General features: G+C 34.8%; 24 protein-coding genes. 16 read left to right on the top strand and 8 right to left on the bottom strand.

Features of this window, described 5'->3' with window-relative positions; translation table 11 throughout:
• The first annotated feature begins 7 nt into the window (after positions 1-7).
• Positions 8-874 carry a DUF1460 domain-containing protein gene (locus KF816_13270; protein MBX3008982.1) on the top strand — a complete coding sequence of 289 codons (867 nt, stop codon included), beginning with the start codon at positions 8-10 and terminating at the stop codon, positions 872-874.
• Position 875: 1 nt separating this feature from the next.
• On the opposite strand, the gene nfo is transcribed toward KF816_13270, so the two are convergent.
• Complete coding sequence (nfo, locus tag KF816_13265; GenBank protein MBX3008981.1) at positions 876-1,784, bottom strand: deoxyribonuclease IV; 909 nt, start codon at positions 1,782-1,784, stop codon at positions 876-878.
• A gap of 51 nt (positions 1,785-1,835) precedes the next feature.
• Between nfo and KF816_13260 the strand changes: the two genes are divergently transcribed.
• Genes KF816_13260 through KF816_13240 form a run of 5 tightly spaced genes read left to right on the top strand, consistent with a single transcriptional unit; the run spans position 1,836 to position 6,176 of the window.
• Positions 1,836-2,720: an SDR family oxidoreductase gene (locus tag KF816_13260; protein ID MBX3008980.1), complete on the top strand. Its 885-nt coding sequence runs from the start codon at positions 1,836-1,838 to the stop codon at positions 2,718-2,720.
• Positions 2,713-3,792, top strand: a complete 1,080-nt coding sequence (ribD, locus tag KF816_13255; protein ID MBX3008979.1) for a bifunctional diaminohydroxyphosphoribosylaminopyrimidine deaminase/5-amino-6-(5-phosphoribosylamino)uracil reductase RibD — start codon at positions 2,713-2,715, stop codon at positions 3,790-3,792. The genes KF816_13260 and ribD overlap by 8 nt, the downstream gene beginning before the upstream one ends.
• Positions 3,793-3,823: 31 nt before the next feature.
• Positions 3,824-4,465 (top strand): riboflavin synthase, encoded by a 642-nt coding sequence (locus tag KF816_13250; protein ID MBX3008978.1) that lies wholly within the window; start codon positions 3,824-3,826, stop codon positions 4,463-4,465.
• On the top strand, positions 4,465-5,697 hold the full coding sequence (locus tag KF816_13245; protein ID MBX3008977.1) for a bifunctional 3,4-dihydroxy-2-butanone-4-phosphate synthase/GTP cyclohydrolase II: 1,233 nt from the start codon (positions 4,465-4,467) through the stop codon (positions 5,695-5,697). The genes KF816_13250 and KF816_13245 overlap by 1 nt, the downstream gene beginning before the upstream one ends.
• 14 nt (positions 5,698-5,711) lie before the next feature.
• Entirely contained in the window at positions 5,712-6,176 is a 465-nt protein-coding gene (locus KF816_13240; GenBank protein ID MBX3008976.1) for a 6,7-dimethyl-8-ribityllumazine synthase, read from the top strand.
• A 50-nt stretch (positions 6,177-6,226) separates the two neighbouring features.
• Here the strand turns inward: KF816_13240 and gatB are convergent, their stop codons facing one another.
• Positions 6,227-7,672 carry an Asp-tRNA(Asn)/Glu-tRNA(Gln) amidotransferase subunit GatB gene (gene gatB, locus KF816_13235; protein MBX3008975.1) on the bottom strand — a complete coding sequence of 482 codons (1,446 nt, stop codon included), beginning with the start codon at positions 7,670-7,672 and terminating at the stop codon, positions 6,227-6,229.
• A gap of 116 nt (positions 7,673-7,788) precedes the next feature.
• Positions 7,789-8,934: a carboxypeptidase-like regulatory domain-containing protein gene (locus KF816_13230; GenBank protein ID MBX3008974.1), complete on the bottom strand. Its 1,146-nt coding sequence runs from the start codon at positions 8,932-8,934 to the stop codon at positions 7,789-7,791.
• 139 nt (positions 8,935-9,073) lie between these two features.
• Here KF816_13230 and bshB1 point away from each other — a divergent pair, with 139 nt between their 5' ends.
• From bshB1 to KF816_13210, 4 genes are read left to right on the top strand one after another with little or no spacing between them, the layout of a single operon-like run.
• Positions 9,074-9,805 (top strand): bacillithiol biosynthesis deacetylase BshB1, encoded by a 732-nt coding sequence (gene bshB1, locus KF816_13225; protein MBX3008973.1) that lies wholly within the window; start codon positions 9,074-9,076, stop codon positions 9,803-9,805.
• Positions 9,802-10,659 carry an NAD(P)-dependent oxidoreductase gene (locus KF816_13220; protein ID MBX3008972.1) on the top strand — a complete coding sequence of 286 codons (858 nt, stop codon included), beginning with the start codon at positions 9,802-9,804 and terminating at the stop codon, positions 10,657-10,659. Before bshB1 ends, KF816_13220 begins: the two co-directional genes overlap by 4 nt.
• A 48-nt stretch (positions 10,660-10,707) precedes the next feature.
• Entirely contained in the window at positions 10,708-12,150 is a 1,443-nt protein-coding gene (locus KF816_13215) for an SLC13/DASS family transporter (GenBank protein ID MBX3008971.1), read from the top strand.
• A 55-nt stretch (positions 12,151-12,205) separates the two neighbouring features.
• A complete protein-coding gene (locus tag KF816_13210; protein MBX3008970.1) occupies positions 12,206-12,589 on the top strand; it encodes a DUF302 domain-containing protein in 384 nt (127 codons plus the stop codon).
• 68 nt (positions 12,590-12,657) lie between these two features.
• Here KF816_13210 and KF816_13205 read toward each other — a convergent pair whose 3' ends face one another.
• The 3 genes from KF816_13205 to ettA all read right to left on the bottom strand — a co-directional run bounded on the left by KF816_13205 (position 12,658) and on the right by ettA (position 15,638).
• The gene (locus tag KF816_13205) at positions 12,658-13,143 is read right to left on the bottom strand and encodes a peptidylprolyl isomerase (protein ID MBX3008969.1); all 486 of its coding nucleotides are present in this window, start codon (positions 13,141-13,143) and stop codon (positions 12,658-12,660) included.
• 36 nt (positions 13,144-13,179) lie between these two features.
• Positions 13,180-13,887, bottom strand: a complete 708-nt coding sequence (locus KF816_13200) for a hypothetical protein (GenBank protein ID MBX3008968.1) — start codon at positions 13,885-13,887, stop codon at positions 13,180-13,182.
• 68 nt (positions 13,888-13,955) lie between these two features.
• Complete coding sequence (gene ettA, locus KF816_13195) at positions 13,956-15,638, bottom strand: energy-dependent translational throttle protein EttA (GenBank protein ID MBX3008967.1); 1,683 nt, start codon at positions 15,636-15,638, stop codon at positions 13,956-13,958.
• A 338-nt stretch (positions 15,639-15,976) separates the two neighbouring features.
• Here ettA and KF816_13190 point away from each other — a divergent pair, with 338 nt between their 5' ends.
• Entirely contained in the window at positions 15,977-16,999 is a 1,023-nt protein-coding gene (locus KF816_13190; GenBank protein ID MBX3008966.1) for a J domain-containing protein, read from the top strand.
• A 49-nt stretch (positions 17,000-17,048) separates the two neighbouring features.
• Here the strand turns inward: KF816_13190 and KF816_13185 are convergent, their stop codons facing one another.
• Both KF816_13185 and KF816_13180 read right to left on the bottom strand, forming a co-directional pair.
• Positions 17,049-17,777: an SH3-like domain-containing protein gene (locus tag KF816_13185; protein ID MBX3008965.1), complete on the bottom strand. Its 729-nt coding sequence runs from the start codon at positions 17,775-17,777 to the stop codon at positions 17,049-17,051.
• Positions 17,778-17,887: 110 nt separating this feature from the next.
• Complete coding sequence (locus tag KF816_13180; GenBank protein MBX3008964.1) at positions 17,888-19,327, bottom strand: ATP-dependent DNA helicase RecQ; 1,440 nt, start codon at positions 19,325-19,327, stop codon at positions 17,888-17,890.
• Positions 19,328-19,418: 91 nt separating this feature from the next.
• On the opposite strand from KF816_13180, the gene KF816_13175 reads away from it, so the two are divergent.
• The 5 genes from KF816_13175 (at position 19,419) to KF816_13155 (ending at position 24,586) form a co-directional block, all read left to right on the top strand.
• Entirely contained in the window at positions 19,419-20,618 is a 1,200-nt protein-coding gene (locus tag KF816_13175; protein MBX3008963.1) for a class I SAM-dependent rRNA methyltransferase, read from the top strand.
• A gap of 148 nt (positions 20,619-20,766) precedes the next feature.
• Positions 20,767-21,750, top strand: coding sequence for an AAA family ATPase (locus KF816_13170; GenBank protein ID MBX3008962.1), 984 nt, complete (start codon positions 20,767-20,769; stop codon positions 21,748-21,750).
• A 28-nt stretch (positions 21,751-21,778) separates the two neighbouring features.
• Complete coding sequence (locus KF816_13165; protein MBX3008961.1) at positions 21,779-22,654, top strand: DUF58 domain-containing protein; 876 nt, start codon at positions 21,779-21,781, stop codon at positions 22,652-22,654.
• On the top strand, positions 22,648-23,598 hold the full coding sequence (locus KF816_13160) for a hypothetical protein (GenBank protein ID MBX3008960.1): 951 nt from the start codon (positions 22,648-22,650) through the stop codon (positions 23,596-23,598). The genes KF816_13165 and KF816_13160 overlap by 7 nt, the downstream gene beginning before the upstream one ends.
• Entirely contained in the window at positions 23,591-24,586 is a 996-nt protein-coding gene (locus KF816_13155; GenBank protein ID MBX3008959.1) for a VWA domain-containing protein, read from the top strand. The genes KF816_13160 and KF816_13155 overlap by 8 nt, the downstream gene beginning before the upstream one ends.
• The last annotated feature ends 2 nt before the right edge of the window (positions 24,587-24,588 follow it).

The raw sequence follows: 24,588 nt of genomic DNA, 5'->3' as shown, positions 1-24,588 counted from the left end.
GTGAACTATGAAATTCATAAAGACACTATTTTTAGTTCTACTTTTCTCACCTCTAATTTATTGTCAGGAAAATAATAATCAATTGTTCTGCAGTAAAGATTCTCAAATATTTGGCGAGAAAATTTCTTTAGCAAAAAAGAATAATTTACATACAAAAAATATCAACGAGATAATAGAATCTATTGGGAAAAGTTTTATAGGTACAAATTATGTCGCAAATACACTCGAAAATAGTGATACTGAGAAACCAATATTTTGTCTTGATGCGCTTGATTGCTATACTTTTGTGGAGGCAACACTTTCTTTATCAAGAATAATTAAGAACAACAAATCAAGTATAGATGATTATATAGCCGAAATTGAGAATATTCGTTATAGAGATGGTCAAATTAACGGGTACCCTTCGCGTCTCCATTATTTTTCCGACTGGATCTACGAAATGAATAAGCGCGGTATTTGTGAAGATATCACAAATAAAATTGGTGGGATGATCTACTCAAATAATGTTGATTATATGAGTACACATCCAAATTCTTACAAACACTTAAAGAATAATCCCGAAAATGTTAAAGCTCTTGCTGAAACTGAGAAAGTGATATCACAAAGAAGGTATTACTATATACCGCAGGAAAGAATAGCTCTTCTCGAGAATAAAATTGAGAGTGGTGATATTATTGGAATTACTACTAATGTTGATGGTTTAGACATTGCTCACACAGGCTTAGCCATAAAAATGAATTCGGGAAGAATTCATTTTCTACACGCGCCAAATGTTGGTTTTAAAGTTGAGATTACTAAAAAGCCCCTTTCTGAATATGTTAAAGGAAATAAAAAACAAACCGGTATTATGGTTGTGAGAGCGATTAATCCATAATTTATTTTATCAATCCGAGTAGAGTTTTTACATTTTCCAAATCTTCAAGCTGTTCTTTCCCTTTTGGGGTTTCTAAAATTTTTGCAACTCCATCCAATCTTTTATCATTCATAATATTTGTAAATCCTTCTAATCCAATAAATCCTTTCCCAATATGATCATGCCTATCTACTTTTGAGCCCAATTCTTTTTTGCTGTCATTCATATGAATACATTTTAGCAATTCCAATCCCACGATCGAATCAAAATCCTTTATTACAGCATCATAGGTTTTAGGATCCTTAATATTATAGCCGGCAGCGAAAATATGCGCGGTATCAATGCAGACACACATTCTATCTTTCTCTTCCACTAAATCAATAATTTTTATTAGGTGTTCGAAAGTATATCCAATTGCTGTTCCTTGTCCCGCGGTAGCTTCAAGCATACTTTTCACTTTAAAATTTTTTGTTTGCTCATGCGCCAAATTTAATGATTCAGCGATCATCTTAATTCCCTCATCTTCCCCTTGCCCGCCATGCGCACCGGGATGAAAATTTAAGTATGGAATTTCAAGTTGTTCGCATCGTTCAAGTTCATCAATAAAGGCTTTACGCGATTTCTCCAATATCTCGGGATTTTGAGCGCACAAATTAATTAGGTAGGAATCATGAGAGACAATAACTTTTATCTGTGACGACTTTCTTTTTTCTTTAAATGAGGAAATTTCTTTTTCCGACAATGCTTTAGAAACCCAGCGATTGTTATTCCGTGTAAAAATTTGAATTGCCGTAAAGCCAAATTCATCAGCTTTCGAAATTGCTGAATCGACACCGCCTTCAACAAATACGTGTGCCCCAAGTAACTGATCCATATTTAATCTCTCTTTCTTAATTCTAAAGCGAGCGAATAAACTAAACCGCCTTCTCATTTATGTTTTTTTTATTATTGCGACGGTGAATTTATTGAATAGGGAACAAATATGAAAATTTTTATAACCGGTGGGAGCGGAATGCTGGGGCAATATTTGAATTTGGAGTTACATAAAAAGCATGAAATACTTACTCAATATTATTCTAATCCTGGTAACTGTTCTAATTTCCCCAATGTTTGTTTAGATCTCACAAATTTTGAGCAGTTAAAAAAAGTATTTAACGAATTTAATCCAGATATAGTAATTCATGCCGCCGCTGTTTCCACTCCCGAAAAAGTTGATGAACAATCATCTAAATTTGTGTACAATTTAAATGTTAACACTACGGCTAAAATTGCAGAGCTATGCAAAGTTAGTTCGTCGAAAATGATTTACACATCAACCGATTTAGTTTATGCCGGTTACAGAGGCTCGTTTTTGAAAGAAGACTCGAAGCTGATCCCCTCCTCTTTATACGCTGAAACAAAGCTGATGGGTGAAGCAAAAATAAAAGAGGTTTTTGATAACTATTTGATACTTCGAGTTTCATTGCAAATAGGATTTGGACTAAATCATTCAACAAATAATTTCCATAAATTATATAATAGTCTAAAGGAAAATAAGTCATTCAAATTATATACAGATCAATTTAGAACTCCGCTTGCCCTTCATGAATCAGCTAAAATGATCTCTTCATTAATAGAAATGGATATAGTAAGTGAAACTCTGAATTTTGGTGGAAAAGAGAGAGTTTCGAGATATGAACTTGGTGAGATTTTATGTGAGGAAGGTGGGTTTGATAAAAATTTATTAATCCCAACAACAATGGCTGACGTAAACTTAAAATATCCGGTTGCTGACGTATCCTTAAATACAACTAAACTCTCTTCATTCGGAATTAATATTGAACCGTTGAGAAATTCAATACGTACTTTACTTAAAGAAAATGAATAGAGATAAAGATTATATAAGAAGAACTTTTGAGTTAGCGAAGAATGGAGCCGGATTTGTATCTCCAAACCCACTCGTTGGTGCAGTCATTGTTAAACAAGAAAGAATAGTTGGAGAGGGATTTCATGCAAAATATGGAAATGCTCACGCGGAAGCTGATGCCATAAATAATAGATCAGAAAATCTTAAAGGGGCAACACTTTATTGTAATCTCGAACCCTGTTCACATACAAATAAACAAACCCCTCCTTGCGTTCCTTTAATTATTAAAAGTGGAATTAAAAAAGTGGTAATCTCAAATGTTGATCCGAATCCAAATGTAAATGGTGCGGGAATTCAACAACTAAGAAATGCGGGTATTGAGGTAACTACAAATATTTTGAGCGCTGAGGGGAAGGAAATTAATAAATTTTACTTCACAGCGGTTGAAAAACAGAGACCATACATAACTCTGAAACTTGCTCTATCCGCCGACGGATTTATTAATAGGGCTGAGGGTAATAGGACTAAAATTACTAGCATTGATTCAGATAAGTATGTGCATCAGCTAAGAAGTGAATTTGATGCAATAATAGTAGGGGCAAATACAGTGAAGGTGGACGATCCCCAATTAAACGTAAGATTAGTTAGTGGAAGAAATCCTCTTCGAATTATTCTTGATAGTAAATTAAGTTCTCCGGTTGACTCAAAAATATTTAATGATGCGAATTCAAAAAACACAATTGTGGTCTGCTCATCCAATGCAGACTATTCTAAGCTGAAACTCTTATCGGAGAAAGGAATAAAAATTCAGAATGTTGAGATGAATTCTACGGGAAAGTTTGATTTATCTGAATTACTAACATATTTATTTCATCAAAAAATAAGATCTATTTTGGTTGAGGGGGGAGCATTCGTTTTTGATCGCTTTTTTGAAAATTCTTTGTTTGATGAAATACTATTTTTCCGTTCAAATCAATATTTCGATACTGGATTGAAACCATCAAAAATTTCGGCTGCACGCAAATTACCCCTTCACCAAATGACTCGATTAGGTGCAGACATCCTTGAAGTTTACAGAAATCCATCCTTATGAAAAGTGAGCCTTTCTTTTTAACTTTGCCCCCATGTTTACAGGAATAATAGAAGAAATAGGAGTAATCCAGAGAGTTAATTCAATCCCTGGCGGACTCAAATTCACCATCGGATGTAAGAAAATTCTGGATGATCTTAAAATTGATGATTCAGTTTCGGTTAATGGTGTGTGTTTAACTTCAATTAGGGTTGATAATGATAGCTTTGATTGTGAGGCTGTGGGCGAAACTTTAAATAAAACCACTATAAATACTCTTACAGTAAACATCAAAGTGAATCTAGAAAGAGCGGTCCGTTTGGCTGAGAGACTTGGTGGGCATTTAGTTCAAGGTCATGTTAATGGTGTAGGAATAATTACCAAAATTGTTAAGCTTGGAGATAATTATCTTCTTGCATTAAAAATACCGAATGAGTTAAAAAAATATGTAGTTGATGAAGGCTCAATTGCGATTGATGGTATTAGTTTAACAGTTGCAAAAATAATTAATGATGAAGTAGAGATTTCTGTAATCCCTCACACTTGGGCGAACACAAATCTGTCACACAAAGAACCGGGCAATAAAGTAAATATTGAAACAGATATACTTGCTAAATATGTTGAAAAAATTCTAAGTGAAAAAAATAATTCTATCAATACCGGCGAAAGCTGGGTAAACAAATTAGGTTATCAGTGATGAACGATTTAATATTTGAATTGAATACGATTGATGAAGCGGTGCAAGATCTTAAAAATGGAAAAATGATTATTGTTGTGGATGATGCCGACCGTGAAAATGAGGGCGATTTAATTATGGCATCGGAAAAAGTTACCAGCAGTGATGTAAATTTTATTACTAAAGAAGCGCGCGGAATTTTATGTATCGCAATAACGGAGGAGAGAGCGGCTCAGCTTAATCTTGAATTACTGGTTGAGAATAATACAACAACATTTCAAACCCCATTTACTGTTGCAATAGATTATATCCACGGCACTACCACTGGAATCTCAGCATATGATAGAGCGGCAACAATAAATGCTGTTGTTAACAGCGCGGTGAAGCCTAATGATTTTGCGCGTCCGGGACATATATTTCCATTAATCGCAAAAAAAGGGGGAGTACTAAAAAGATCGGGGCATACTGAGGCGGCAATTGATTTGACAAAACTTGCTGGATTATATCCATCCGGTATTTTATGTGAGATAATGGCTGAAGATGGATCAATGGCACGGATACCTCAATTAGTGGAATTCGCTAAAAAGTATAATCTAAAAGTTATTTCAATTGCTGATTTGATTGAGTACAGAAGAAAAACTGAAAAACTTGTCAAATTAAAAAGTACGGTAAAAATGCCCACAAAGTTTGGAGATTTCAATCTTCATCTTTATGAAAATTTACTTGATGCAAATGATAACCCAATAGCTTTGGTAAAAGGGGAAATTAATCCGGATCATCCTACTTTAGTACGAGTTCATTCTGAGTGCCTAACAGGTGATGTGTTTGGTTCACTGCGATGCGACTGTGGTGAGCAGCTAGCGAAATCTCTTCAGATTATTGATTCAGCCGGTTGCGGTGTTTTACTTTATATGAGACAGGAGGGAAGAGGAATTGGTCTAGCAAATAAAATACTAGCGTACGGACTTCAAGAAAATGGAAGTGATACTGTTGAAGCAAATGAAAAACTAGGATTTAAAGCAGATTTACGTGATTATGGAATTGGCGCGCAGATACTAAAAGATTTGGGATTAAAAAAAATTAGATTAATGACTAATAATCCAAAAAAAATTATTGGTTTAAAAGGGTTTGATCTTGAAATAGTTGAACGGGTACCTTTAGAAATTGACACTAATGAAAATAATCAACATTACATTCAAACAAAGCATGAGAAGATGGGACACATTTTTAGTTTTATTAATAAGCATAATTAATATTTGGAGGATAAATGGCTAAAATGATTGAAGGACAACTTTCTGCCGAGGGGCGTAAATTTGCGATTGTTGTTTCAAGATTTAATGAAATGATTTCAAAAAGTTTATTAGGCGGAGCTTTTGACTGCTTGGCAAGACATGGAGCCGATGAAAAAGAAATTACTGTATTATATGTGCCCGGTTCCTATGAAATTCCACTAGCCGCAAAAAAACTAGCATCATCTAAAAAATATGATGCGGTAATTTGTCTTGGAGCCGTTATTCGGGGAGGCACTCCTCATTTTGATTATATAGCTTCTGAAGTATCGAAAGGGGTAGCGCAAGTATCTCTTGAAACTGAAATACCTGTAATATTTGGTGTTATAACTTCCGATACAATTGAGCAGGCAATTGAAAGAGCCGGAACAAAGGCGGGGAATAAAGGTTGGGATGCGGCTTTAAGCGCTATTGAGATGGCTGATTTGATGGATAAAATTTGAAGATGAAGATCATGTGCCTTTGCTAAATTTTATTTAACGAAGGCACTTTACTAATTTTTTAATTTATTGAGCTTCTTTTTTAATAGTTGATTTACAGATTGCGGATTAGCTTTCCCTTTTGTTTCCTTCATGATTTGACCAACTAAGAAACCAATTACTTTATCTTTGCCGCCTAAGTAATCAGCAACATCATTTGGATTTTGAGCCAGCACTTTATCTATCGCTAATTCAATCTCTCCAGAATCATTAATCTGCACTAGATTTTTTTCTTTAATAATTATTTCGGGATTATTATTTGTGGCAATCATTTCGGGAAATATATCTTTTGCGATCTTCCCGCTTATAATATTATTATTGATGAGTTTAATAAGTTTACCCAAATTGTCGGGTGAAACAGTAAAATCTTTAATCTCGATTTTTTGATCATTTAATGATTTTAACACTTCAGTCATTACCCAATTACTCGCCGATTTATAATCATCTGTCTCAATTAATATGGATTCGAAATAATCAGCCAACGAACGGGAGGATGTCAGCACTTCAGCATCATATTTGGGAAGAGAATATTCATTTATAAATCTCGTCAATCTTATATCTGGCAATTCGGGCATTGATTTATAAATCTCATTTTTCCATACTTCATCAATTACAACAGGCATTAAATCGGGATCGGGGAAATAACGGTAATCATGAGCATCTTCTTTCCCACGCATTGGCATTACTTTATTTAAGTCCGCGTTCCATAATAAAGTTTGCTGCACTATAGAGCCGCCATCTTCCACGATACTAATTTGTCTTTCAATTTCATATTCAATTGCTCTTTCCACATTTCTAAAAGAGTTCATGTTTTTAACTTCGGTCCTGGTACCAAGTTTTGAATCACCACGCAAACGAATTGAAATATTCGCGTCACAGCGCATCGAACCTTCTTCCATATTACCGTCACATATTCCCAGATAGGTTAGGATCTGTCTGAGTTTCGTTAAATATAGGTATGCTTCTTCGGCGCTTCGCATATCGGGCTCACTCACAATTTCCATTAACGGTGTGCCGCATCGGTTAACATCAATTAGTGTATTAAATGATTGATCATGTATTGATTTCCCCGCATCTTCTTCCATATGAATTCTGGTAATGCCAATCATTTTTGTAGTCCCATCCGAAAACTCAATTACAATATTTCCATTTTCACAAATTGGTTTTTCATACTGTGAAATTTGGTAACCCTTAGGGAGATCGGGATAAAAATAATTTTTACGCGCAAATACCGACTTCTCATTAATAGTGCAATTTGTTGCTAAGCCCATTAAAGTTGTATACTCTACAACTTTTTTGTTGAGAACAGGAAGTACACCCGGATGCCCCAAACATATTGGACACACATTAGAATTTGGATTGGAACCGAACTTTGCAGAACAACTGCAAAATATCTTTGTTTCAGTTAATAGTTGGGCGTGGACTTCAAGCCCGATTACTACTTCGTATTTGGAATTCATAAACATGTATTTTTTTTGTGCGAATATAATTAAATATAATCTATTTATTGAATTGGTTGAACGATTATTAAATGATGATGCTCTTTTGCGATTCAAAAAAAGTCGGTACAAAAATATTATTGTCCGCTTGTTCCACCTTGATTATGGCAAGAGCCCACATCTTTTGAAAAGAATTTAATTGATTCAGGTATTTTGATTTGTTCGCTGCTTATCCAATTATTTCCATCGAAGTATTCGATATCATACAAAGTACCTAAAACTTGATACTGAAGTTGTCTGATCGGATCCCCAATCTTTCTAGAAATTGATCCTGTTCCGGAAATACTGAAATTAAGATTCCTCTGCAACAATGTTGCTGCGAGAGTTACACTCAACCTATTTAAAGAAATTGTAGAGCCCACTGTGACTGAAGCCGAAGCTTTTTCCGATCTGCAATCTGCAATGGCAGTGGTACTCTTTACCGAATCTTCATATAATTTCTCAGTTACCCTAAATAGATTTTGATCTAAATAAAGAATTACATAACTAAAGTGATTAAACTGAACATTAATTCTTCCCCCGGTAGTTATTGTCACATTAGATATTTGCTCAACTGCGCCGGTGGCGGAGTTTACCGTTAAGGCTTTTAGGTTTGTACTGTTTACTATTGATGGAGATACCTGCAAAGGAACTTGAAGTGTAAACGGTGAGGAAAAAGTTTGTCCGGCAGGTTCGCATGCTACCGCTTCAATAACAAATTTTCCCGAAGTATTAAAAGGAATTCCTCCTCCAAGAATTGGAGTAATAGACATTGCAGTATTTGCTGATAACGCATTCGCCGGAATCGAGAGCGAATAACCTTCTGTTAAATTGATTGATCCCCCAGTTGATGCTGTGATATTAACAGTGGGATTTTTTTGAATCATGCTAAAAGCAGTTACGAACGATTTACCCTTTTCAGGTTTACTTATTTTTAGATTTCTCTGTATGGTAAAGTAACCCTCTTTTGTAATTACTATTGGATAAATTCCATCTGATAATTCTTGAGTTAAAGAAAAACTACCGTTGGCGTCTGTTATTAAATTGGAACCGCTAATTGTAACTCTTGCCTGAGGAATACCTTGAAGTGTTTTATCATCAATTACTTTACCGCTCAGAAATTTCAGATCCCCTACGTCATTTGATGTTGGTTCAGAGGGAGCTTTTTGTATATCGCAGCTTGTTTGAAATAGCATTAATGAGGAGAGATAAATGATGAGAAATGAAAAATATTTTATTTTCATACCTCGCTCTCCTTTATTATAACTAAATATAAAGATATTTAGTATTTCAATCTATATTTTTTTAACAGTTTGTATCTCTTTCAAAAAGTTTTAATTTATACCTCAAAACAAAATTGAAAAGTACATTTAGGAAAAATTTATGAAGTTAGATGTGATTGTTTTTGCGGCTCACCCCGATGATGCTGAGTTATCAATGGGAGGAACTATCGCAAAGCTGGCAGATTCCGGATTGAAAATAGGAATAATTGATCTAACACTTGGGGAGATGAGTACACGCGGAACAGTTGAAAAGCGTAATTTGGAAACCGCATCCGCGAGTGAAATTCTGAAAATTTCCTTGAGGAAAAATTTAGGATTTGTGGATGGATCTATCAAACCCATTAATGATTATCTTCTTCAAATAATAACTCAAATTAGGAAACATCAACCCGAAATAATTTTTGCACCTTATTGGAATGACAGACATCCCGATCATATTGGTGCAAGTCAATTGATTAAAGAAGCAATGTTTAAAAGTGGACTGCAGAAAATTGAAACCTTGGATGATAATAAAGTTCAAGTTCATTACCGGCCAAAACGACTATTTTATTTTATGCAGACTTATGAGTTTACTCCTTCATTTATTGTTGATATTACAGATACTTTTGAGACAAAAATGAAATCGATATACGCATACGATTCACAGTTTTATGATCCGAGCAGTCATGAAGCTCCTACATTTATCAGCGATCCAAAATTTTTGAAGTATATTGAAGCGAGAGCCCGCTACTTTGGATTTAAAATCGGTAAAGAATACGGTGAAGCATTTTTCTGCGAAGAATTTATTGAGATGGATATTGCTAATCTTGTAAACAAAGGGGGTCAATTATGAAAGTTGCTTTCCTTGGTACGGGATTAATGGGAAGTTTAATGGCGGAAAGATTGATTCAACACAAGTATGATTTAATTTTATGGAATCGTACTGAATCTAAGACGATGAAACTAAAACAGTTGGGAGCAGAAATTGCCGATTCTCCCTCTTCCGCGATTCAGAAAGCGGAACTGGTGATTACGATGCTGGCTGATTATGTTGCTGTATCTTCAGTCCTTTTTGAGAAGGAGCTATCCTATAAAAATAAAACTGTAATTCAAATGAGTACAATTTCTCCCGGTGAAAGTGAGTTATTAATGGAAAGAATAAATTTGAAGGGGGGAGAATATCTCGAAGCTCCGGTTCTAGGTGGTTTGGCACAAATACCAGATGGTAAACTTTTACCTATGGTGGGCGCATCCAAAGAGTTGTTTGTTAAATGGGAAATGTTTCTGCACAATTTTGCTGAAAATGTTTTTTATATTGGAAATGTTGGAAAGGGCAGTGGTGCCAAACTTGCATGCAACCAGTTAATTGCATCTTTGTTATCAGCATTTTCTATGAGTTTAGGTTATATAACAGAGCAGAATATTGACCCAGAAATTTTTATGCAAGTAATTAGACCAAGTTCATATTATGTGCCCGCATTCGATAGAAAAAAGGATGCAATGATTTCGGGGGACTATTCGGAAACAAATTTTCCTTTAAAACACCTCAATAAAGACGTTAAGCTAGCAATCGAAAATTTTGGAAATTCAAATGTTAATGTTGATCCTTTAAGTAAAGTAAATGAAATTCTAGAACTAGCGATTAAATCAAATTTAGGAAATTTAGATTACTCTGCGCTTCACCAAATTATTTATAAGCATAAGTAAAGTTGGAGTAAATTCTTGATCAAGTTTAATAGTAAGAATTGGTCATATATAAATATCGTTTTAGCAATCGTTACATCTCTATTGTTTTATCTCATCGCCGAATTTTCAGTAGAATACCAATCTGCAAAAACTGTGGCCACCATTGCAATACTAATGTCTATTCTGTGGATGACTGAAGCAATGCCCATTTCTGCAACCTCACTTATACCTCTAATATTGTTCCCATTAACGGGCACAATTTCGGGTAAGCAAGCGGCCGAAGCTTACATGAACTCTACTATCTTTTTATTTCTTGGCGGATTTATTATAGCTATCGCAATGGAAAAGTGGAATCTCCATAAAAGAATTGCGTTAAATGTAATTAATTTATTCGGTAATACTCCATCATTAATTATACTTGGTTTTATGATTGCCGCCGCTTTCATATCAATGTGGATTTCAAATACTGCAACCGCCGTTATGCTGCTGCCGATTGGGATCGCGATTATTTCTAAAATGGAATTATCATTTGGGAGAGAAGACACCAAAACTTTTTCGATAGCATTGATGCTTGGTATTGCCTACGCGTGCTCTATCGGAGGTATTTCAACATTAATTGGAACACCTCCTAATTTGGTGTTCCAGAGAATTTATAAAATTAGTTTCCCCGATCAACCCGAAATGCTATTTGGTGATTGGATGAAATTCGCGTTACCAATAAGTATTACAATGCTTGGTATATGCTGGGCATTATTAACAAAAATTATTTATCCGCCCGATAAACGATTGATACTCGACAAAAATTTAATTAAAAATGAAAAAGAATTACTTGGTAAAATGAGCTTTGAAGAAAAGGCAGTAGCACTTGTTTTTATTACCACATCACTATTATGGATATTTAGAGTTGAGCTGGACCTTGGGATAATTTCAATTCCCGGTTGGTCTGCAATTTTCCCAAAATCAGATTTTATTGATGACGGAACAGTAGCAATTACAATGGGAATTTTATTATTTCTAATTCCCGCAAAATCTAACACTGAAAATAAATTTTTACTGAATGCTGAATCTATTAAATCTATTCCCTGGGATATCATACTACTATTCGGAGGGGGATTCGCGTTAGCGGATGGATTTGTTGCATCTCAGTTATCAAAACTTATTGGGGCTCAGTTTGCTTCACTTCAAGGAATCCACATATTCTTAATTATTATAGCTGTTGCGTTTGTTGTGACGTTTTTAACAGAGCTTACTTCAAATACCGCAACAGCGCAAATATTATTACCCATTTTGGCGGCACTATCAATTCAGCTTGAAATTAATCCTTATTTATTAATGATACCGGCAACAATCTCAGCATCGTTTGCATTTATGCTGCCGGTTGGTACTCCTCCAAACGCGATTGTGTTTAGCAGTCAAAGAGTAAGAATTTTTGATATGAGTAAAGCTGGAATATTTTTAAATATTATTGGAATAATTATAACATCAATATTTGTATGGATATTTTTTGAATAATGATTGAATCTATTTATGGAAATTTGCATCACATCATTTAACAATAGGGATTAATATGTCGTATCATAATTCAAAAACCGTTAATTATTCTTTCGAAGAAGCATTAGCAAAGATTGCCGATGAGCTTAAGAAAGAGGGATTTGGTATTCTTACAGAAATTGATGTAAAAGAAACATTGAAGAAAAAACTTGATGTGGATTTTAGAAAATATAAAATATTAGGAGCGTGCAACCCGCCATTTGCTCATAAAGCATTACAAATTGAAGAAAATCTAGGAGTTCTTCTTCCATGTAATATTGCGGTTCAGGAGATGAATGGGGAAGTGCAAATTAGTTTTATAAATCCTATGGAATCTATGCAAGTTGTCCAAAACCCAAAATTAGTTGAGATTGCAAGTGAGGTATCAAATAAACTTTCAAAAGTTTTAGAAAACTTATAAAGTAATATTTTAGATATGTGCCGAATTAATATTAATTCGGCACGTAAGCTATTTATTTTTTGGCCTTCTTATTGTTCCGTAATTGTTACTTCTACCATTATATCACCTTCTTCAATCATATCAACAACATCAAGTCCATTTACAACTTTGCCGAAAACAGTATGCTTTCCATTTAAATGTGATTGAGGCGAATGAGTTATAAAAAACTGACTTCCATTTGTATTAGGACCGGCATTTGCCATAGAGATAACGGCTCTTTCATGCTTGAGTGGGTTACCGGCTAATTCATCTTCAAATTTATAACCTGGACCGCCTCTTCCTGTACCGGTGGGATCTCCTCCTTGAATTACAAAATCGGGAATCACTCGATGAAAAGTAACGCCGTCATAAAATCCTTCCTTAGCGAGGAATACAAAATTGTTTACAGTTTTGGGCGCGTGTTCGGGCGCAAACTTAATTTCAATTATACCCTTGTTTGTATTAATAATTGCCGAGTAACTTTTCTTGACATCAATTTGCATGTCGGGTTGCTTACTCCATTGCTTTGATTGCATTGGTTCTCCTTCTATGATTTATACATTATAGAATAACTATTTTTCAAATGGGGTCTCTTTTATAATTGCTTCACTCAATTTGTTTATAACTTTTTTAAGCAATTTATTCATTTCAACACCTTCCGGAATTTTTTCTTCAATATTTATTTTACCGTACGAAACTTCTCTTCCTCGCTCATTATCATAAATCAAATATTTAACGTAAGTAGAAAAAACAAAGTCCGATAATTTAGCCGGAGTTAACGCAACATCGTATGGAGTTGGGGAGGACGCGGTATAATGTTTCGCCGGATTGGAGGTTTCTCTTTGCTTACGATATATTGAGCATGAGAGATTCTCAAATAATAATATGAATATTCTATCATCATCAGAGAATGCAACAGATTTTGTTGGTACATTTATTCGAATCGGCTCATTCTCTCTAAATACTAATTCGGTTTCTTTGAAATTAACTTTTCCTTCCAAATCAGCAAAATGAACCTTCTGGAAAGTGGAAGCACTTTTAATCCCATCAATCAATGTCTGCCCTAACTCATCAGAAAAGTCTTTGTTAATTGCCATTAATTGTTCTTCTGTGAAAACGTTTTCTGCCTGACTTATTTTGAATTGCTTTATTTGAGGAATTAGAAGTGAAGCGTTGCTGATATTTTGTCCACGATATTCTGGTACAATTACATAATCCTTTGTACCGCAAGCATTAATCAAAACAATAAATAGTGGGATAATGATTAATATATTTTTCATTATTTGTTTCCTCCACTTTTACTAGGTTGATTAAAAATAAGTAATCAGTTATAAACCAAACAATCCAATTATCTAGTTAGTTTTTTATATTTAACTCTATGAGGAATATCTGCATCCTTGCCCAATCGTTGTCTACGATTTTCCTGGTAATCGGAAAAATTACCTTCAAACCAAATTACTTTACTATCACCTTCAAATGAAAGAATATGTGTACATATTCTATCCAAAAACCAGCGGTCGTGACTTATTACAACCGCACAGCCGGCGAAATTTAGAAGCCCCTCTTCGAGAGCCCGCATTGTATTAACGTCCAAATCATTTGTAGGCTCATCAAGTAGAATTACATTCGCCCCCTGTTTTAAAGCGATTGCAAGATGTACTCTATTTCTTTCTCCGCCGCTTAATGTTCCTACTTTTTTCTGCTGATCACCACCGGTGAAATTAAACTGACCTACATACGCGCGTGAGTTTGTCTCTTTATTCCCCAGCATTATAATATCATCACCGCCACTAACCATTTCCCAAACTGATTTATCGGGATCTAAAATATCCCTGCTCTGATCAACATAAGCTAATGTAACCGTCTCACCAACTTTGAAAGATCCGCTGTCTGCTTGCTCTTGCCCAACAATCATTCTAAACAATGTAGTTTTACCCGCGCCATTTGGTCCAATCACACCAACTATACCTCCGGGAGGAAGTTTAAAGCTCAAATTTTCGAACAAAATTTTATCACCGTAAGCTTTGGAAATATTTTCAGCTTCGATTACAACATTACCTAATCGAGGTCCTGGTGGAATATATATTTCTAAATCTTTTTCTCTTTTTTCATTTTCCTCATTCAACATTTCTTCATAAGCGTTAATACGTGCTTTTGATTTTGCGTGCCTTGCGCGGGGAGCCATTCGAACCCATTCAAGTTCCCGTTTCAAAGTTTTTTGTCTATCCGTTTCTTTCTTTTCTTCCTGAAATAATCTTTGTTGTTTCTGATCGAGCCACGATGAGTAATTCCCCTTCCATGGAATTCCCTGTCCGCGATCTAATTCCAAAATCCAGCCGGCAACATTATCTAAAAAATAACGATCGTGTGTTACCGCAATTACAGTTCCAGGATATCGGTTTAATTCTGCCTCAAGCCATAATACAGTTTCGGCATCAAGGTGGTTAGTTGGTTCATCAAGCAGTAAGATATCAGGTTTCTGCAATAATAATCTGCATAAAGCAACTCTCCTTCTTTCTCCGCCGGAGAGAACTTTTATTGGAGCATCAGGGGGAGGACAGTTTAGTACATCCATCGCCAAATCTAATTTTGAATCAAGATCCCACGCATCCATAGAATCTAATCTATCTTGAACCTTTCCTTGCCTCTCTAATAATTCATTCATTTCATCATCACTCATCGGCTCAGCGAATTTTGCGTTTATTTCATCATATTCCTTAAGAACATCCACAATTTCCTGAACCCCCTCCTGAATTATTTCTTTTACTGTTTTTGAATCATCCAGTTTAGGTTCCTGCTCAAGAATTCCAACTGTAAACCCGGGTGAGATTGCAGTTTCACCATTGAAATCTTTATCAATCCCCGAGAGGATTCTAAGTAAAGAACTTTTACCAGATCCATTTAATCCGAGAACTCCAATCTTTGCGCCGTAGAAATAGGAAAGATAGATGTCTTTCAGCACTGCTTTTTGATTGTAGTATTTGCTCACCCCAATCATTGAATAGATAACTTTATTTGGTTCTATTGCCATTTTATTTTTACCCTTTTTAACGGCAAATATAGGAATGTTGGAGATTATTTGTCGATTATCCTTTGCGATAATTGTTTGTTGTTGATAGAATAATTTTTGCTGACCAAAAGAAATGATAACAAATATTACCCAAGGAATAATAACGTCATGATCTTCTCACATAGCAATATCTCGTTAAGCTGAGAAAAATGAATTTCTCTCTTTATTTATCTCGTATAAATCATGATAGTTTTAACAAAATTTCATTTAAGAAATTCATTTTTTTTTGTTACGCTATTTAATATTTGCGTTATTATTGCGATTATAGTATAGAAAATAATGGGATTTGGCAATATTTAATGAAGATCAGAAATCTTAGGGGAATTGCAGACGGACTGTTTGAGCAGGGTAAGTATGAAGATGCGTATCTAATTTATGATGAAATATATAATCAGATTTGGAGCGCAATCGGATCTATTCATGAAGGAATGGGTAACTTTTCTCAATCATTTCTAGGAAACAGTTTTAAGCTTAGTTACGATCTCAAGAAGAGTTTTTCTGTTCACGCTTCCGATAATACATTTAAAAGATGGTTTGATTTGGATAGTGATCAAACTTTGAATGAGTTTACATTTACTACCTACTCTCACCTTCAGTGCATTGCGTATTCACAATATCTTCATAGAACAATTAGTGTGAATACTGTTTACAACGAGTTCCTAATTCTTCAAACATTAGTTACAGAATACGCAAAAGAAGATTGGGTGAGTTCAATTTTAAAAGTTGCAGTGCCGGTTTTTGAAAATGATAAATTTCGTAAGATTCGTCCAAACCTAACCGAAGTATCAGTAAAAAAGAAAATTATAGAATTAACACCCTACTTAAAACAAACCGATTGGAGCGATGCCAGTGTTTGTTTCCTCGATTATTTATTCAATATGGGGGATAATTGTTCGGAGCTTTATACTTCTGTTCACGAAATTATTGGAACTCACTTCCGGCATAAAACGCACCGTAAGCAGGGGAGCCAAAAAACTAAAAGGGAAAATCAATCGGGTAATAATGGTCAAAGTTATCAGAGTTATGAAAGGTATGAAAAGTATGAAAGATATGAGCGGTTTGAGAGCAGTTCACCAAATGGGAATTTTGATCCTATAACCGCCACTGAATTTGAAAAAGCTCAATATTATGGAAAAATTTTACGCCTCTCAGGTAAAATTACTAAAGCTGGCATCCGAAAAAAATATCTTGAGATGGTTGCAAAATATCACCCGGATAAAGTGTTTGATTTGGGAGAAGAATTAAAAGTACTCGCCGAAATTAAAACAAAACAAATCAATCAAGCTTACGATTGGTTGAAGAAAAAACATAATTTATCTTAGCAAAAATTGAAAACCTCCTGGCAGATTCCGGGAGGTTTCCTCATTAAAATCATAGACTAGTAGTTTTAACCCCGGTAAGTTTGGCGTTCTCTAATAAAACTTTATAAGAGTATCCATAGCCAAAATCTTTATCAAGAACAACTTTACCTTCAAAAGTAAAAACATCTCCCACGTTAACCATATCGTTAGTTGTAATAGTTAAATCGAAATTATTATCGTACGAGGTTCCGTCCTGAATGTGTACCCAATTGGTTTTCATTATTGCGGGATTAAACTTTACAACTTTACCCCTTATTTTTATTTTTTTCCCTTCATATTTACTTGTCTTTGAATATAGCTCCGAAATCGTAATTCCGTCAGCCGCGGGTTCAACAACAACATCTTCTTTATTTATTTTAGGCTTTTGTGGAGATGTCATCATCCCAGCGCCAAGTTTTTCCTGCACATCTTCAACAAATAAAATTGTTTCGAATGTACGTTTCAAATCCTTGCTCTCAAAGTTGTTCATTGTCATCGAGCTATTGAATAACAGTACAGAACCAACTTTAATATCAGCTCTAGGGATAGCAATCCAGATTTCACTATCATTTTCTTGAGCACGAAGATATGTGTAGTCTTTTACCTGAAGTACCTCTTTCACAGTAATTTCATGTTTATATGATGAAGCATGAGCCTGCATTGTACTTTGAGAATTATTTGTTTCTGTCGATTCCTTTTCTTTGGAGCATGCTGAGAAACCAATAACTGAAATAAGAACTAATAGTAATATATTTTTCATAATACCCTTAATTTGTTTTTTTTTACGGCAAAATATAAGTAACGATTTAATAAGATTTGGAGTTAATATTGGGTAAAAATCGGTTTCCTTTGTGAAAAGTTATTTTAAATCTATCCACAAGCATCACAATTCCCGCATGGCTTTTCGCCGGGAAATCCAAAATAATCTGAAATATACACTCTTCTGCAGGTAATGGATTTAAAGTAATTTACTACAGATAATAGCTTTTTGTTATCATTCATCAGTTTATCTTTTAGATTCTGATCATGAGTGAGCTCATGGGGCAGTTCATCAATCACCGTTAGATTTTTGGTTTCGATAGAGCCTTCTGTTACCCCATATCTGTCCATCATCGCCAAAACGGTCTCAACCCTAAAATCATTTTTATCTTTAAAACTCATCTGTTCACGCAAATATTCAAATCCTTCCGCGTTTACCTGTTCAATTTTAGTTTTAATAATATCATACAAACGCTGATAATAATCAGCATTAGGATTTGCCCATTTTATAAATTCCATTTGAGTGTACAAATCCTGTTGATTATATAGAAGCGAACATAGCGAGCTTTCTCCATCTCTGCCGGCCCTTCCAATTTCCTGGTAATATGATTCAATTGATGAGGGTACTTCAGCGTGAATCACGAATCTAATATCGGATTTATCAATTCCCATCCCGAAAGCATTTGTCGCCAATATTAGATTCTGCTTTCCCGAGAGAAAATCGCGTTGAATTTTTTTCCTCATCGGAGCTTCAAGTTTACCATGATATATTCCATGGTTGTATCCTTTATCGCGCAATATCTGTGAGTATTTCTCAAGTGTTTTTATGAGTGCAAAATAAATTATACCCGAGCCGGAGTAATTATCTAAAATGTTAAGAATAGCTTTAATTGTATCTTTATCATCAAATATATCAACGGTTTCTAATCTTAAGTTTGGTCGCTCAATTCCTTCATGGTATAAACTTATCTCATCTTTTGTCAATCCCAATTTTGAGATAATATCTTTTTGTACTGCCGGAGTAGCGGTAGCCGTTAACGCGATAGTTAGAGGATTTTTCATCAACGAACGAAATTCAGCGATGCGCGAATAATCGGGGCGGAAATCATGTCCCCATTCACTAATACAATGTGCTTCATCAACCGCCAGTAATGAAATTTTAGTTTTGGAAATTACCTCAACAAAATCTTTTTTACGAAATCGCTCGGGAGTTACATAAAGTAGTTTGATCTTCCCTTCAACAAATTTCTCAAGTCTCTCTTTTCTCTGCTCTGGCTTAACGGTTGAATTGATAAAATCTGCCGGAATATTTTTTTTCTTTAGCGCGTCAACCTGATCCTGCATTAGTGCGATTAATGGACTAATTACAATAGTGCCTCCATCGAGCAATAATGCCGGAAGCTGGTAACAAATTGATTTACCCCCACCGGTTGGCATTAGAACCAAGCAATGTTTTTGTTTTTTCAATAAATCATTTATAATCGATTCTTGCTTGCCCCGAAAGCTATTAAAACCAAAATATTTATTTAATGAATCTTTTAGATTAACCATATCGCCATTAATTTTTACTCCGCAAAGATATCAAATAGATTCATTATTAATGTTAAAGTGGAGTATCTTTGTATTAAAAATTGGATATAAAATGCACAAAGTTATACTTAAGAAAAATGAAGAGCGCCGCATTAAAAATGGTCATTTATGGGTATTCAGCAATGAGGTAGATAGACTTGAAAGTGACGATGAAAATATAAAAAATATTGATCTGAAAATTGATAGCGGCGAGTTGGTTCAAGTGTTTGATTCAAAGAATAATTTTATTGGCTCCGGTTTTTACAATCCCCACTCATTAATTACTGTAAGAATGATTGAAAGTAGCACCGAGATTGATTTAAATAATCTATTGAAAGATAGAATTATTAAAGCCGCCAGTCTGCGTAAATCGATTTATCCCAAGAGAGAATCGTATAGACTAGCGTTCAGCGAAAGTGATTATTTGCCAGGATTAATTATTGATAAATATAACGACACATATGTGATGCAGATTTACTCTTCTGGAATGCAAAAAAATATTGATGTGGTTGTTGATGTATTGAAAAATGAATTTGCTGCGAAAAATATATTCACTAAGAATGAAAGCTATTTCAGAAAGATGGAGGGATTACCCGAAGAGGATTCTGTCTATTTAGGTGAAATGAAAGATGAGATAATAGATGACGGTGAGGTTAAGTATAAAGTAGAGTTTTCATCCGGACAAAAAACCGGATTTTATTTTGATCAATGCGACAATAGAGAATACTTTGGCAAATATTGTAAAGAAAAATCTGTTCTTGATTGTTTTTGTAATTCAGGCGGTTTTGGGCTTCATGCATCTCTAAATGGGGCAACATCAATCACTTTTGTTGATTCCTCACAAAGAGAGATCGAAAGCGCTAAATATAATTTTGGATTGAATGATTTCTCTAATCAAAATGATTTTGTTAATATGGATGTTTTTGATTACCTACAGCAATGTATTGATCAAAATAAAAAGTTTGATATTATAAATGTTGATCCACCAGCATTCGCGAAAAATAAGAAAACGCTCGCTACGGCAATTAAGGGTTATGAAAAATTAAATAGATTGGCACTCCAACTTCTGAATACGGGCGGTTTCTTATTTACCTCCTCCTGTTCATTCCACTTAAAGGAAGATGAATTTATTGGATTGCTCCAAAGTTCGGCGAACAAAGCATCAAAAAAAATACAGTTAGTATATTTCAACAATGCGGCTTTAGATCATCCTTCTCTACCAGCAATGCCGGAAACAACTTATCTTAAATTTGCATTGTTAAGGGCGCTTTAGCCCTTAAATTTTACTAATGGCTCAAAACATTGTACTTTCTTATATTTGCCCCGCAAAAAACTAGAATTTTATGAAATTCTGCAATTTTTAAGAAACCGAATTAAACCATAGTTTGTAGAAACACAGTTTATAAAAAGTGAGGTTATCATTGGATATTTCAGCACTAAACGAAAAAATCAAAAAAGAGAGTGAATTTATTGACATTCTCTTCACCGAAATCGGAAAAACTATTGTTGGGCAAAAGTCGATGCTCGAGAGACTTGTAATTGGACTTCTTTCCAACGGGCATGTTCTTTTAGAAGGTGTTCCAGGATTAGCAAAGACACTTGCCATAAAATCACTCGCTTCCTCAATGAAAGCAAAATTTCAAAGAATTCAGTTCACCCCCGATCTTTTGCCTGCCGATTTGGTTGGTACATTAATCTATAATCAGAAGGATGGAAATTTTGCGATTAAAAAAGGTCCTGTATTTGCCAATTTTATTTTAGCAGATGAAATTAACCGTGCACCCGCGAAAGTTCAAAGCGCACTTTTAGAAGCAATGCAGGAGAGACAGGTAACTATCGGGGATCAAACTTTTAAACTCGATGAACCTTTTTTAGTGCTTGCCACACAAAACCCAATTGAGCAAGAAGGAACCTATCCTCTGCCCGAAGCTCAAGTTGATCGTTTTATGCTCAAGGTTAAGATTACTTATCCTTCCCGTGAAGAAGAACAAAAAATTATGAAACTCAATACAAACATGGATTCTCCTAAAATTAATGCTGTTATTTCTCCCGATGATATTTTGCGGGCTCGCCAGCTTGTTCATGAAGTTTATATGGATGAAAAAATTGAAAAATATATTTTGGATATTGTTTTTGCCACAAGATCACCAAAAGACTTCGGACTTGATGAATTAACAGATTTAATTAGTTATGGGGCATCACCGCGTGCTTCTATAAATTTATCGATGGGCGCCCGCGCAATGGCATTTGTTAGAAGAAGAGGTTACGTAATTCCTGAAGATGTCCGCGCAATTTGTATGGATGTATTGCGTCATCGTATTGCCGTTACTTATGAAGCAGAGGCTGAGGATATCACTTCTGAAACTATAATCACTAAAATATTAAATAAAGTCGAAGTACCGTAAATCAATCGGCGTTGGCGATCATTAAACTATGCTTACTAAAGAATTATTAAAACAAGTAAAACAAATTGAGATCCGCACACGGGGATTAGTCAATGAAGTATTCTCGGGAGAATACCATTCCGTATTTAAAGGAAGAGGAATGGAATTTTCAGAAGTGCGGGAATATAATCCCGGCGATGATATACGAAGCATAGATTGGAATGTGACAGCTAGGTTTGGTCATCCTTACGTTAAAATTTTTGAAGAGGAGCGGGAATTAACTGTAATGCTGCTGGTTGATTTGAGCGGTTCATTAATGTTTGGTTCAAATGAAAAGACAAAGCAGGAAGTAGCCGCGGAACTCTCAGCAATACTTGCGTTCTCGGCTTTAAAGAATAATGATAAAGTTGGACTTATTTTATTTACCGATAGAATTGAAAAATTTGTACCTCCCAGAAAGGGGAAGACACACGTTTTAAGAATTATTCGAGAAGTGTTATCTTTTGAACCCCAGGGCAACCAAACTAATCTGAAGCAAGCACTTGAATACTTTAATCACACAATCAAGAAAAAAGCAATTGTGTTTCTGATATCCGACTTTATGGATGGCGGTTATGAACAAATAATTAAAATAGTTGGCAAAAAACATGATCTAGTTGGATTGATACTACAGGATGAAAGAGAACATACATTATTTGATGCTGGATTATTAAAAATTCGTGATGCAGAAAGTGGAGCTGTAAGATACATTGACACAAGCGATAGAGAAGTAAGAGAATCTTTACATAAAGAGCAGAGACGACTAAAGCAGTATCGTAATTCTCTTTTTATATCGAGTCATATCGATACTATAGATATTACAGCATCATCATCATACATCAAACCGCTGGTTGATTTTTTTAAGTTACGGGAGAAGAGATGGTGAGAATTTTTAAGATACTTGTCTTCTTTTTATTGTTTGGGAGTTTAAATCTCAATGCTCAGAATATAACCATTTCCGCATCTACAGATACAACTCATTATAAGGTTGGGGATTTTATCCGGTACCAACTAGAAATAAAATATAATAAGTCGATTAGAATAACACCCCCCCCAATCAAGGATAGTATTAAGGTATTAGATTTTATTGAACAGCTTCCTTCAGAAAAAGTTGAGATTGATGGTAAAATTACAGAGAAGTTAAATTTTATTTTTTCAAAGTATGATTCTGCCGAAGTAATTATCCCTTCTATAAAAGTATTTTATAAAGTTGGTGGGGATAGTGCTACCAAGTATCTGGAATCACCCGAAATTAAAATTTTAGTTTCTACTCTGCCTGTTGATATGCAAAAAGATTTCGCGGATATTAAAGCACCACTCACAATTCCTCTTCCATGGTGGTTAATTCTTTTGATAATTCTAATTATTGTAAGTTTAATTTTAGGCGGTTATTTCATTGTTAAATATTATAAAAGGAAGAAACTACTTCAGTCTAATATTTTGCCACAAGTTGAAATCCCTCCTCATGAAATTGCTTTAACTGAACTGAATGAGCTGAAACAGAAAAAATTATGGCAAAGTGGAATGGTGAAAGAATATCATACGGAGATTACCGGGATAGTAAGAAAATATTTTGAGCTTCGATTTAATTTTAATGCGCTGGAGATGACTTCAGCGGAAATAATGGGAGTTATCAGCTATCTCGAAGATTCAAAACCAATAACCGAGACTGCTGATAATTTTTTTAGAAATGCTGATCTGGTTAAGTTCGCGAAATTTGAACCTCTCCCAGAAGTTAACGATGAAATGATGTCACAAGCTTTTGAAATAGTTAATAACACAATTAAGAAGAGGAATACTGAAGTGTCGGGAGAAATTTCAAATGTTTAATGATATTACATTCGCATATTCTTGGATACTTTGGTTTTTAGCTGTTATCCCTCTGCTAGCTTATTGGTATTTCAAGAATCACGATAGAATTTCTCCTAACTTAAATTATTCATCGTTACAGATTTTATCACGGGCGCCAAAAACAATTAAAGAGAAATTAGCTCATATGCCTGCCGTGTTAAGGTTAATGGCTCTGGCATTACTCACAGTCGCGCTCGCTAGACCGCAATCATATTCAAGCGGTCAAAATGTTTTTACCGAGGGAATTGATATTGCGATGGTGCTGGATATTTCCGGAAGTATGCTTGCTGAGGATTTTAAACCAAATCGGCTTGAAGCCGCAAAAAAAGTTACTTCCGATTTTATCAATGGAAGGACAAATGATAAAATTGGATTAGTAATATTTAGCGGAGAAACATTTACTCAATGCCCGTTAACAATTGATTACAGTGTTCTCCAAAATTTATTGCGTGAAGTAAAAAGTGGAATGATTCAGGATGGTACCGCTATCGGTAATGCCGTTGCCAATGGTGTTAATAGACTAAAAGATAGCAAAGCAAAAAGTAAGGTTATTATTTTATTAACTGATGGTGTAAACAATGCCGGGGAAATTGACCCAATAAGTGCGGCACAAATTGCGGAAAAATTTAATATTCGAATCTATGCAATTGGAGTTGGTACAATTGGAGAAGCTCCTTATCCATTTCAAACACCTTTTGGAATAAGATACCAAATGGTTCCCGTGGAAATTGATGAAGTCAGATTAAAAGAGATTTCTTCAATTACGGGTGGAAAGTATTTTAGAGCAACAAACAATAAAAAGCTTGCTCAGATTTATGAAGAAATAAATCAGATGGAAAAAACAAGAGTGGAAGTTACCTCATTCAGAAATGCAACAGAGCTTTATTACGGATGGGCTTTTGCCGGAATATTATTACTACTGTTTGAAGTAGTTTTATCAAAATTATTTCTAAAAAAATTACCATAAAT

This window comes from Melioribacteraceae bacterium (assembly GCA_019638015.1).
Taxonomy (GTDB): domain Bacteria; phylum Bacteroidota; class Ignavibacteria; order Ignavibacteriales; family Melioribacteraceae; genus JAHBUP01.
The sequence above is the reverse complement of the archived record's forward strand: the minus strand, read 5'-3'. Positions and strand labels throughout refer to the sequence as shown.